This window comes from Marinicella gelatinilytica (genome assembly GCF_026410405.1).
GTDB lineage: Bacteria > Pseudomonadota > Gammaproteobacteria > Xanthomonadales > Marinicellaceae > Marinicella > Marinicella gelatinilytica.
The window spans coordinates 112,612-124,776 of the sequence record NZ_JAPMLN010000002.1 but is presented as its reverse complement, the minus strand read 5'-3'; the positions used below and the strand labels follow the sequence as shown (position 1 = coordinate 124,776).

7 protein-coding genes and 1 riboswitch are annotated in these 12,165 nt (G+C 46.7%); of the genes, 2 read left to right on the top strand and 5 right to left on the bottom strand.

All coding sequences use genetic code 11. The annotated features are described in order from the left end of the window. Positions 1-7: 7 nt before the first annotated feature. Positions 8-2,059, bottom strand: a complete 2,052-nt coding sequence (locus OS173_RS02015) for a TonB-dependent receptor (protein WP_267182604.1) — start codon at positions 2,057-2,059, stop codon at positions 8-10. Between the two features lie 123 nt (positions 2,060-2,182). Then, positions 2,183-2,280: riboswitch (TPP riboswitch) on the bottom strand. Positions 2,281-2,539: 259 nt separating this feature from the next. Beyond that, complete coding sequence (locus OS173_RS02010) at positions 2,540-4,123, bottom strand: dipeptide ABC transporter ATP-binding protein (protein ID WP_267182603.1); 1,584 nt, start codon at positions 4,121-4,123, stop codon at positions 2,540-2,542. A gap of 114 nt (positions 4,124-4,237) precedes the next feature. Between OS173_RS02010 and OS173_RS02005 the strand changes: the two genes are divergently transcribed. Further along, positions 4,238-5,566 carry a mechanosensitive ion channel family protein gene (locus OS173_RS02005; RefSeq protein ID WP_267182602.1) on the top strand — a complete coding sequence of 443 codons (1,329 nt, stop codon included), beginning with the start codon at positions 4,238-4,240 and terminating at the stop codon, positions 5,564-5,566. On the opposite strand, the gene OS173_RS02000 is transcribed toward OS173_RS02005, so the two are convergent. The 3 genes from OS173_RS02000 to OS173_RS01990 form a co-directional block, all read right to left on the bottom strand. Next, positions 5,552-6,355, bottom strand: a complete 804-nt coding sequence (locus tag OS173_RS02000) for an ABC transporter permease (protein WP_267182601.1) — start codon at positions 6,353-6,355, stop codon at positions 5,552-5,554. The genes OS173_RS02005 and OS173_RS02000 overlap by 15 nt on opposite strands. Beyond that, positions 6,352-7,281 carry an ABC transporter permease gene (locus tag OS173_RS01995; RefSeq protein WP_267182600.1) on the bottom strand — a complete coding sequence of 310 codons (930 nt, stop codon included), beginning with the start codon at positions 7,279-7,281 and terminating at the stop codon, positions 6,352-6,354. Before OS173_RS01995 ends, OS173_RS02000 begins: the two co-directional genes overlap by 4 nt. A gap of 116 nt (positions 7,282-7,397) precedes the next feature. Beyond that, positions 7,398-9,011 carry a GMC family oxidoreductase gene (locus tag OS173_RS01990; protein ID WP_267182599.1) on the bottom strand — a complete coding sequence of 538 codons (1,614 nt, stop codon included), beginning with the start codon at positions 9,009-9,011 and terminating at the stop codon, positions 7,398-7,400. Positions 9,012-9,147: 136 nt separating this feature from the next. On the opposite strand from OS173_RS01990, the gene clpB reads away from it, so the two are divergent. Then, positions 9,148-11,718, top strand: coding sequence for an ATP-dependent chaperone ClpB (gene clpB, locus OS173_RS01985; protein WP_267182598.1), 2,571 nt, complete (start codon positions 9,148-9,150; stop codon positions 11,716-11,718). The last annotated feature ends 447 nt before the right edge of the window (positions 11,719-12,165 follow it).

Here is a 12,165-nt window from a genome sequence, read left to right as displayed (position 1 = left end):
TTATCTCCTAAAAATCAAATTCAAAGGTTAAACCAAAATGTTGTGGATCACCTAAATGCGTGTATAAAGTGTCTTCAAAATTCGGTGGTTCAACACCAAAATAAAAGCCTCGTACCGCATAACGTTCATCCAGCACATTTCGACCCCAGGCATACAGTGCCCATTGCGGTGCCTGATAACCCACTTTAGCATGCAGCAGTTGTTTACTATCGGCGCGCTGGTCATGAGAATTGGAAAAATAAAAATCATCAACGGCCTGATAATCCATGCGAGCAAAAAAACCACCGTCACCCATGTAGGTAAATCCCAGATTCGTGGTGTAATTGGGCGCATGGGCCTGTTCGCGACCTGTGAAGTCACCGTCGATGGTAACGTAGTCAGTGTATTTGGCTTTTAAATACCCCAAAGAGGCATGGAGGCTTAAATTGCGATTGACCTGCCACAGCGCATCCATTTCAAGACCGTAATTTTCACCTTCGGCGGCATTGCCGGTGTAATAAACATAGGTGAGTGGGTCATTGGGGTCGCTTTGGAACGAGGTGCTGACTTGCATGTCTTTGCGTTTGGAATAAAACAGCGCGGTATTCAGTTGCAGACGGTAATCAAATAAAAAGGCTTTGCTGCCTATTTCATAATTGATTAAATATTCCGGCGCATAGCTGCGACGGCTGTCGGGCAAGGTGGTACTAAGATTAAAACCGCCGGCTTTGAAGCCCCGCGCGACAGTGGCGTAGAGATTGTGATGTTGATTTAATTGGTGTTTGAGGGAAATCTGGCCCCCAATCATGTCATCTTTAGGTCTTAAATCAAGATGATTATCATCAATGTAATCGGCTTTACGCTGTTCAAAACGCAATCCCGTGGTTAAGGTGGTTTGTGGGCTTAACCGGGTGTCGAGTTGGCCGAATAAAGCCATGTTATCGGCCTGATAGCGGCTGCGAAAATCACGGTAACCGACACCATCGGAAGCTTCTAAGGAATGGTTGTCTTCGTCTAAGCGTGATAAATAGACACCCACGAGCCAATCGCTGCGGCCATTAAAAAGTTGGCTGTCTTGATTGGATAACAATCTAAATTCCTGGGTGGTGTGCCGCCGTTTGCGGTCATTGTTCAAGGCGTATTCATAGGGCGCGTATTCACCCCAATAATCGTTATTCCCCCAGTCACCGTCAAAAAAGTAGGTGATATCGGCATCAGTGAATGCCGTAATACTGACCACATCAAAAGCATCCCATGACCAGCTGTTTTTCCAGGAACCACCGGCGGCTTTTTGGGCATCAATGCCCAAATCATTGCTGTAGGTGGTGAAGTCATGACTCGGTGTCCAGACATCAAAGCCGTTGTCCTGGTCTATCATGATTAGACTAATATCACTTTGCCAGTGATCGTTGATTTGAAAATGCATCCTGGCGCGCAACGTTAATTCATCTTTCTCGTCAGTATCATCCCGATTCAAAAAGACATTGTGGCGAAAGCCGTCGCTTTGGTACTGATGAACAGCCACACGGTAGGCATTGTCTTCACTGTTCCCCAGGCCGCCGGTGGCGCTAAAGCCCAAACTGCGAATACCATTTTCTCCCACAGAAAGTCGCCCGTGATATGCAGCCTCGGTTTGCGGTGCTTTGGATTGCACATAAATCAGACCGGCCAGGGCATTGGCACCATAGCGGGTGCCTTGCGGACCACGCAAAACTTCAATATGCTCGATATCGAACAAGGTGGCAGCACCGCCGATGCCGGTAAAATCCATATCATCGATGATAAAGCCCACCGATGGGTTGGGCGCACCTTCATACTGTGAACGCTCACCGATGCCACGGATTTGGAAATAGCGCGGACGTGAGGTGGAACCGGACCAATTGATATTGGGTACTAAGTTCAACACGTCCTGAAAATGTTGTTGGCCGGCTTGCTCAAGGGCTGCGGCATCCAATACGGTTAACGAAGCAGGCACTTCGCTTTCTGTGGTGGCAACGCGAAAATCGGAGGTGACTTTGATGTCACTGAGCCGGGTTTCTTCGCTGTCTGTTGTGGTTTGATCGTCGGCGGAAAAAGCCATGAAAGATAAGCCCAAAAGGCTTAACGTCGATATATTTTTTAACATAGGATCTCACTTAAATCTGGCCGGTATTCAAATGAGTTTTTATGAACAACCGGCATAAAAAGGAGATCCGGTTGTGGCGTGATGAATTTAATCCATTCCTACGCCGGTATGAACCGGATCAGGTACAAAGGGTTCAGAAATTTCTGTCTCAGGCTATGCCGCCCCTTGGATGCCGCGAAGTATAACAAAATAACGAATAAAGTATGCATTTTTTGAACAATCTTTTAGCAGCCACAAAATTATACAAAGCGTTAGCAAATAAAAATATCCGAAGACGTAGTCACAAGTAGGTTGAGCTGAGCTCCGCGAAGCCCAACCTACTGAGTTACTTCAACATCGATTGATACGGCTACGGGGCACGCTCATTCCGAAAGACGCTAGATGCCGGCCTGCGCCGGCACGGTTGATGGGGTGATTGTTTTTAACAAGATGACTTTAAGCCGTTGTCGCCAGTCGTGGCACGCTATTAATGAGCTGTTGGGTGTAGTGGTGACGGGGTTGCTGAATAATCTCACGGGTTTCGCCTTGTTCAATCAAACGACCTTGTTGCATCACTGCCAGGCGATGGGCGAAGCCGCTAACCAGGGCAATATCATGAGTGATAAACAATAAACTGAGCCCGGTTTCTGCCACCAGCCGTTCTAACAAGGCCAGCACGTGCTGCTGTACCAAAACATCCAATGCCGTCACGGCCTCGTCACAAATTAATAAATCAGGCTCACAAGCCAAAGCCCGGGCAATGGCGATGCGCTGACGCTGGCCACCGGAAAACTGATGCGGATAGCGCGGTAAGGCGGTGTTGTCTAAACCCACCTGGCTTAACAAGTTGATTAGGCGTTGCCGGCGTTGCTTTGGTTCCTGGTATAAGCCATGGATGGTCAGAGGCTCTGACAAGGATTGTTGGATGGTCAATTGCGGATTTAATGAAGAATAAGGGTCTTGAAAAATCATCTGAATACGCTTTTTCGCCCGGCGGCTTGTGGACAGCGCCTGACCTTGAAACAAAATCTGACCTGATGCAGGGGCTTGTAAGCCCACCAAACTTCGGCCCAAAGTGGTTTTACCGCTGCCAGATTCACCCACCAAACCGACAATCTCGCCGGTTTTTATAACGAGATTAACTTGATCGACGGCGGTGAAAGACTGTTGTTTAAATAGATGTTTTGTATGTTTAAAACGAATTGTCAGGTTGTTAATATCCATCAAATTGGGCTGATTGTTATTGCGTTTACGGTCGGCTGAGGGTTGTAAACCGGCCGCTGCCAACAAGCGTCGGCTGTAATCGGTTTTGGGTTGTTGTAGCAATGTTTGGGTGGTTTCAGTTTCCACAATTTCGCCTTGTTGCATCACGGCAATGCGGTCTGCGATTTGTGCCATCACCGCTAAATCATGGCTGATAAAAAGCATTGCCATGCCGTATTTTTGCTGTAATGTGTTCAGTAACTCAATGATTTGTTGTTGGGTGGTGACATCCAGTGCGGTGGTGGGTTCATCGCAGATTAGTAAATCGGGCTGACACGCCACTGCCATGGCGATCACCGCGCGTTGTTTTTGCCCGCCGGAGAGTTGGTGGGGATAGCGGTTTCTAAAACCACTGTCCAATTGCACATCATGAAGTAATTGCTGTACTTTTTGGCGACGTTTTGAGCGGTTTAAGTCAGTATGCAAAAGCAGCATTTCTGCGATTTGCCGACCAATGGTTTGCACCGGATTTAAAGCCGTCATGGGTTCCTGAAAAACCATGGCCATGGCCTGACCGCGAAGCGCGCGCCACTGTTGCGGCTTTAACTCAGTCAATGCCTGTCCTTTAAAATGAATTTGACCCTGTTGTTGACAAGCGGCGGGTAATAAACCCATGATTGCCAGCGCGGTTAATGATTTTCCGCTGCCGGAGGCACCGGCTAAACCCAGTGTTTCGCCGGCTTTAATATGAAAAGAAATGTCTTTTATCACGGCCTTTTTTTGTGCGGCAAAACACACCGTTAAATGTCGAATATCCACAAGGTTATTTGGGTTCATGATGTTATTTTAAGCGATGCTCAATAACCCGGCAACCACAGACAACAATCGGAGGCTTTAAAAACCCATATAAAGCCCCATCTATAATTGTTTGAACACACCACCTAAATTGTTATGAAAGACTTTATTAAACATTGGTTTACCGAATTTGGTATTGAATTGTCACAACTACAAATGGGATTGGTTATGGTGGGTGTGATTGTTATTATTTCACTGCTGATTCATTGGCTTTTTCATAAAGTGATGGTCAAGGTGGTGGATAAAATGACCCGTAAATCCAGACATATCTGGCGAGCCATTTTGTTTGAGAAAAAACTGTTTAGTCGACTGGCTTTAACGGTTCAGGGTATCATTATTTTCATACAAATTAACCTTTGGCTAAACCCTGAGGGTGCACTTTTTACCTGGTTGCAAACCCTGACCCTGTTATGGATTACCTTGTTCTTACTGTTGACGCTGTTTTCTTTGGTGAATGGCTTAGGCTATATGGCCAGACAACATGAACGCACCCGTGATTTGCCGATTCAAGGATTTTTACAGGCGATTAAACTGGTGTTCACGGTGGTGGCCATTATCTTTATGATTGCGGTGGTGGTGAATAAATCACCAACCTTGATTATCAGTGGTTTAGGTGCCATGGCGGCGGTATTGATGTTGGTCTTTAAAGACCCTTTGTTGGGTTTTGTTGCCGGTATTCAATTATCAGTCAATGACATGCTGCGCATCGGTGACTGGCTGGAGATGCCCAGTTACGGTGCTGATGGTGATGTTATTGAGATTGGTTTGACCACAGTGAAAGTGCAGAACTGGGACAAAACCATCACCACCATTCCCACTTATGCGCTCATTTCAGATTCGTTTAAAAACTGGCAAGGCATGACCCAATCGGGTGGCCGGCGGATTATGCGATCGATTTATATTGATGTCACCAGTGTTAAGTTTATGGATGATGAATTAATGGAACGCCTGAGTCAGGCGAGTTTATTGGCGCCCTATTTAGAAGAGAAAAACCAAGAAATTAAAGCCTATAACAGCGAACATGACTTTAATATGGAGCTTAAAATAAATGGTCGGCGTTTGACCAACTTAGGCACACTACGTGCTTATTTGGTTAATATGCTCAAAAACCACCCGGGGATTCATCAAGAAATGACTTTGATGGTGCGTCAACAAGCTGCAGAAAATCAGGGCATTCCTTTGCAGATTTATGCCTTTACCAACACCACCGTTTGGGCCGAATATGAAGCCATTCAAAGTGATATTTTTGATCATATTTATGCGGTGATGGATGCCTTTGATTTGCGTATTCATCAGTCACCCGGCAGTGCTGATGTGCGTTTTTTGCGGGAGACGTTGGCACAATCGACGGCGGCAAAACAACAGCCTGAAACCCTACCGGCCGAAGGCGAGATTAAGCACGTCTCTGAATCACCGCGAACGTAATTGGTGTGGGTCCCAGTAATCCCGTAAACCATCACCCAACAAATTAAAGGCCATTAAGGTCAGTGATAAAAATGCCCCGGGAATCCACAATGACCAGGGTGCAGTTTGTAGATTATCCACACCTTCACTAACCAGTGTGCCCCATGAGGTGTTGGGTTCTTGCACACCCAAACCCAGAAATGAAATAAAGGATTCAATCAAAATCACCTGTGGAATGGTGAGGGTGGCATAAATAATCACCACGCCACGTAAATTGGGCAGCAAATGCATGGTTAATATACGACCGGTTGATTGGCCCATGGCTTGCGCGGCTTCCACATAAGCTTGTTTTTTTAACACCAGGGTTTGACCGCGGACAATGCGGGCGGTATCAAGCCAGATATAACCACCGATGGCGACAAACAGTAAAATCATGTGCTGGCCAAAAAACACCAACAGTAAAATCACCAAAAACAAAAATGGTAAGGCGTATAGCACATCTAAAAAACGCATCATCAAACGATCGATTCGACCACCCAAATAACCTGAAACTAAACCGTAACTCACGCCAATCAATAAACTCATACAAGTGGCCACCAAAGCCACCAATAAGGATAATCGGCCTCCCAATAAGGTGCGCACATAAAGATCCCGGCCCATAACATCGGTACCAAACCAAAACTGACTGTTGGGTGCCTGGGCCATGGCATCCCAGTGAATAAACTCCGGTTGTTGGCTGGATAACCACGGCCCGATTATGACCCATATGCCCATGATAATCAGCCACGTCAGTGCGATCTTAATTTTCATGGCTTGTCATCTCCGGCGCGTGGGTCTAATAGACGATACAAAAGATCAGCCACCGTATTCATAATCAGCATTAATAAGGCCACCACCAACACCACACCCAAAACCAGTGTGTAATCCCGGTTTAAAGCGCCTTGCACAAAGTAACGGCCCATCCCGGGCAAACCAAAAATTTGTTCCACCACCACCGAGCCGGTGATTAAGCCCACCGAAGCAGGTCCTAAGAAACTGACCACCGGCAGCATCGACGGTTTAAACGCATGACCCCATAAAATTCTTAATTCACTGCAGCCTTTGGCACGGGCGGTGGTGATATAGGGTTTTTGCAGTTCTTCCAATAAAGCACCCCGAAATAAGCGGGTGATATAGGCTATAAACGGCAAGGCCAGGGTCATCACAGGCAGCACCAAATGGGTCGCTTGGCCGCCGTTCCAGCCACCCACCGGTAATAACGGCCAATAAACGGCCAAAGCTAAAATCAGCACAGGTCCAATCACAAAATTAGGCACACTGATACCGAAAACAGCAGACAAGCCAATCAGCAAGTCTGTTGGTTTATCCGCTCGTTTGGCTGCCAACGCACCCAGAGGCAAGCCGACTAATAGTGCCGATAACAAAGCCCAGATACCCAATGTCGCTGAAATGGGCAAGCCATAGGCAATCAGTTCATTCACGGTTTGGTCGGGGTATTGAAAAGATGGGCCTAAATCACCTCGCAGAACTTGGCCCAGGTAGTGGCCGTACTGGGTGATGACAGGTTGATCCAGTTGGTATTTGGCGGCAATTTGAGCGGCCGCTTCAGCGGTTAACTGGCGCTCAGAATCAAAAGGACCACCGGGTGCCACCCGCAATAACACAAAGGTAATTGTCAGCACCAACCACAAAACCGGTATCGCCCACAGCAGCCTTTGCCAGAGCAATCGAATCATGGTTTAGGTAAGGTGTGTTCTTGGGACTTCATTCACTTTTGTTCCCGACAAAAGTGAAAGCGGCCACGGCGAACACTTCTTATAACTTCGCGCTCTTCGCCTCTGATTCGCTTCGCTCACCAACCGGCTCGGCGGGTCGTGCTGCTCAGCAGCACTCCATTGAGAATAGAATCGCTGATTTTTTCTGCCATCATCATGGTCGGGGCATTGGTGTTGCCAGAAATAAGCGTTGGCATCACTGAAGCATCCACCACCCGAAGTCCTTCAATGCCATGGACTTTAAGCTGATTATCAACCACTGCCATATCATCGCTGCCCATTTTGCAGGTGCCGATGGGATGGTAAATGGTTTCCGCTTTTTGACGGATAAATTCAGTAATTTCCGCTTGGCTTTGCACGTCATTCCCCGGGAATATTTCCTTGTCTCGATAGGCATCAAAAGCGGGCTGCGCAAAAATTTTCCGTTGAATATCAAAACCGGCCAACATGGTTTCTAAGTCCCCGGCAGCACTGAGGTAATTGGCTTGAATCAAAGGTGCACTGTCGGGCTTGTTGTCCGCCAGGGTGATTTGACCGCGACTATTCGGGCGTAACATACACATATGCAGGGTGTAGCCGCTGCCTTTAATGCGATTACGGCCATGATCATCCAAAATAGCCGGGACAAAATGAAATTGTAAATCCGGGCGGTCATCCTCGGCCAGTGGGCTTTGCCAGAAACCACCGGCTTCCGCAATATTGGAGGTACCGGGGCCTTTGTTTAATAGGTAATACTTGAGTCCGGTCATGATTTCACTGATGGTGTCATAAGTGATACTTTGGCGACTGCCTTGCACCAGACAAATATCCAGATGATCCTGTAGATTCTGACCCACACCGGGTAAATCATGCACCACATCAATACCGTGTTGTCGCAAGTGTTCGGCCTCACCGATACCTGAGAGCATCAGTAATTGCGGTGAATTTATGGCGCCACCGGAGATGATGACTTCCTTATCGGCATATAAAGATTGGGTATTGTTTTTATAGTGAATCTGAATGCCGGTGGCGCGGCTGCCGTCAAACAGTATTTTTTCAGCCAGGGCATGGGTCATCACTGTTAAGTTATCACGACTTAATGCCGGTGTCAGGTACGCTTGTGCCGATGAATGGCGTCGATTGTCTTTTTGCGTGACCTGATACAAGCCAAAGCCCCGTTGCCTCGCACCGTTAAAATCATCAGTGCGATCAAACCCGGCTTGTTCAGCGGCATCGATAAAAACTTTGCTCAATGGATTGACATAGCTGAGGTCAGATACGGAAAGCGGTCCTTCATTGCTGTGATAGTCATTATCAAGGCTTTGGTTGTTCTCGCTTTTCAGGAAATAGGGCAACACTTCTTCATAACCCCAGCCATCATTACCTAAATCGCGCCAATGGTCATAGTCTTTGCGATGACCGCGACAATAGCACATGGCATTAATGGAGGAGGAGCCGCCGAGGACTTTCCCGCGCGGCCAATAGAGGCGGCGGTTATTGAGCTCAGGTTCCGGTTGGGTGTGATAACCCCAATTGAGGCTTTTTAAGGTGGCCAGTCTGGACAAACCGGCGGGCATATGAATCATTGGATTCCAGTCCCGACTACCGGCTTCCAGCAGTAAAACCTGATGTTGTCCTGAGGCACTTAAGCGGTTAGCCAAGACACAGCCAGCCGAACCGGCACCGACAATAATATAGTCAAATTTAGTCAAAATGGGTATTTAATTAAACGTTCGTTCATTATACCGCATCGTGAGTCAGTGTGAAATCAAATCAACTTTGACGTCATTTGAAAAAGCATCTATTAACCCCCATTAATCAATCAGTTTACAAAATATTATCAACACCATGAATATGAATAAATTAACAACAAATTTTCAACAGGCGTTGAGTGAAGCCCAATCTTTGGCTGTGGGTAAGGATCATAATATGATTGAATCCGCGCATGTGCTTCATGCCATGTTGCAACAACAAAATTCATCCCTGAAACATGTCTTAACCAAGGCCGGGGTGAATTTAAACCAATTACAACAAGAACTGGATAATACCATCGATATGATGCCGGTGGTGAGCGGCCCCGGTGATGTGGGTTTATCCAATAATTTAAACCGGGTTTTAAATATCTGCGATAAGCTGGCACAAAAACGCGGTGATCAATATATTGCCAGTGAGTTATTTGCCTTGGCTTTAATGGATTCGTCTGATACCACCGCACAATTATTGAAAAAAGCCGGTGCCAATCGAGAGGCCATTGCCGGTGCCATTGATGCCGTTCGCGGTGGCGAAAAGGTCAACGAACAAAGCGCTGAAGAAAATCGAGGTGCTTTGGAAAAATACACCATTGACTTAACCGCCCGTGCCGAAGCTGCAAAAATCGATCCTATTATTGGTCGAGACGCTGAAATCCGTCGCACCATTCAGATTTTACAGCGTCGCACCAAAAATAACCCGGTCATAATCGGTGAGCCGGGGGTGGGTAAAACCGCCATCGTCGAAGGCCTGGCGCAACGTATTGTCAATAACGAAGTGCCTGAAGGCGTTAAAGGCAAAAGATTGTTGTCTCTTGATTTAGGGGCTTTGATCGCCGGCGCTAAATACCGCGGAGAATTTGAAGAGCGTTTAAAAGCATTGCTTAATGATTTAAGCAAACAAGAAGGTCAGGTGATTTTGTTTATCGATGAACTCCACACCATGGTGGGTGCCGGTAAAGCCGAAGGCTCCATGGATGCCGGCAATATGCTAAAACCGGCATTAGCACGCGGTGAACTGCATTGTATCGGTGCCACCACACTTGACGAGTACCGTGAGTACATTGAAAAAGACAAGGCTTTAGAGCGACGATTCCAAAAAGTATTTGTGGACGAGCCCTCGGTGGAAGACACCATTGCCATTTTACGTGGCTTGAATGAACGTTATGAAGTGCATCATGCGGTGGAAATCACAGATCCTGCGATTATTGCCGCTGCCACCTTATCGCACCGTTATATCACTGATCGGAATTTACCCGATAAAGCCATTGATCTCATGGATGAAGCCGCCAGTCGAATTCGTATGGAAATCGACTCCAAACCGGATAAGTTGGACAGTATTGAGCGACGCCTAATTCAGATGAAAATGGAGCGCGAAACCCTGCTGCGAGAAAAAGACAAAGGTTCCAAAAAACACCTCAAAGAACTGGATGAAAACATTGCTGAATTAGAGCGTGAATATTCTGATTTAGAAGAGATCTGGAATGCTGAGAAAGCGGCGGTGCAAGGTACCACGCATCTAAAAGAATCTTTAGAGCAGGCTAAAGCAGAATTTGAAGCGGCAAAACGAGCCGGTGATTTGGCGAAAATGTCGGAACTACAATATGGCACCATGCCGAATTTAGAAAAGCAAATCGCGCAGGCCACCGACGTTGATATGAGCCAGTTTAAATTACTGCGTAATAAAGTCACGGAAAATGAAATTGCCGAAATCGTATCCATGTGGACCGGAATTCCGGTGAACAAAATGATGGCCGGCGAAAAACAAAAACTATTGGACATGGAAGACGCCATCCATAAACGTCTGATTGGTCAGGATGAAGCGGTTTCAGCGGTTTCTGATGCCATTCGCCGTTCTCGTGCCGGGTTATCAGATCCCAATCGCCCCACCGGCTCTTTTATGTTTTTAGGCCCCACCGGTGTCGGTAAAACTGAATTAACCAAAGCCCTGGCTGAGTTTATGTTTGATACCGAAGATGCCATTATTCGTCTGGATATGTCGGAATTTATGGAAAAACATTCGGTGGCCCGTTTAATCGGTGCGCCGCCGGGGTATGTGGGTTATGACCAAGGTGGTTATTTAACCGAAGCCGTGCGGCGTAAGCCCTATTCATTGATTCTTTTAGATGAAGTGGAAAAGGCCCATCCGGATGTGTTTAATATTTTATTGCAGGTTTTAGATGACGGTCGCTTAACCGACGGTCAGGGTCGCACCGTGGACTTTAAAAACACCATTATAATCATGACTTCTAATCTGGGCTCTGATGTCATTCAGCAGAAAATTAATGACGATTATGAGGACATCAAATCTTCGGTGATGGAAATTGTTGGTCAGCATTTCAGACCAGAGTTTATTAACCGCGTCGATGATATTGTGGTGTTCCACCCCTTGAAACAGGAACAAATTCGTCAGATTGCGGCGATTCAGGTGGGTCGTGTGAAAAATCGCTTACTGGTGAAAGACATTCATCTTGACGTCAGTGACGCCGCGTTGGATTTCTTAGGTCGGGTCGGATTCGATCCGGTGTATGGTGCCAGACCGCTGAAACGCGCCATTCAAGACGAATTGGAGAACCCACTGGCGCAGAAACTATTGGCGGGAGGCATTAATCCCGGCCAAAAAGTTCTGGTGGATTTAGTCGATAAACAGTTGGTTTTTAAGGTTCAATAACGACAAATACTCAGGTGCGCAGTAAGGCACCTCCAGCACTTAAAAAAACCTGTCATTGATTGGCAGGTTTTTTTATGCCTAAAGGTACGAAAGATGCTTGTAGGTAATTATTGACATCTAAATAAGAATTTATGGACAGATTTAAATAAAACCATGCTCCATAATGGCACCCATGGATAACAACAAAGGACGGTTAAGCGCAGTGAAGCATTAGGAATGATCCACGGAGGATCTGCGGTTATGAACAGGGAGTCATAATCGGGAAATGGATGTCCACTCTCGGGGTAATGGAAGAAGGCCTTGTGTTTGGGGTCTTCGCACATTGACCGCTGTCACTTCGGTGACGGCGGTTTTTTTTGTTCTGAAATTAAGCTGTTGTAAGTATAAACGTCAGTTATGACTTACATATTCGCTTAGGTCACCGAAGTCCGGTAATATCTTTTATAA

Coding starts and splice junctions, on each gene's coding strand:
- clpB (WP_267182598.1), top strand. CDS start 9,148: ATGAATATGAATAAATTAACAACAAATTTTCAACAGGCGTTGAGTGAA.
- OS173_RS02015 (WP_267182604.1), bottom strand. CDS start 2,059: ATGGCTTTTTCCGCCGACGATCAAACCACAACAGACAGCGAAGAAACC.
- OS173_RS02000 (WP_267182601.1), bottom strand. CDS start 6,355: ATGAAAATTAAGATCGCACTGACGTGGCTGATTATCATGGGCATATGG.
- OS173_RS02005 (WP_267182602.1), top strand. CDS start 4,238: ATGAAAGACTTTATTAAACATTGGTTTACCGAATTTGGTATTGAATTG.
- OS173_RS02010 (WP_267182603.1), bottom strand. CDS start 4,123: ATGAACCCAAATAACCTTGTGGATATTCGACATTTAACGGTGTGTTTT.
- OS173_RS01995 (WP_267182600.1), bottom strand. CDS start 7,281: ATGATTCGATTGCTCTGGCAAAGGCTGCTGTGGGCGATACCGGTTTTG.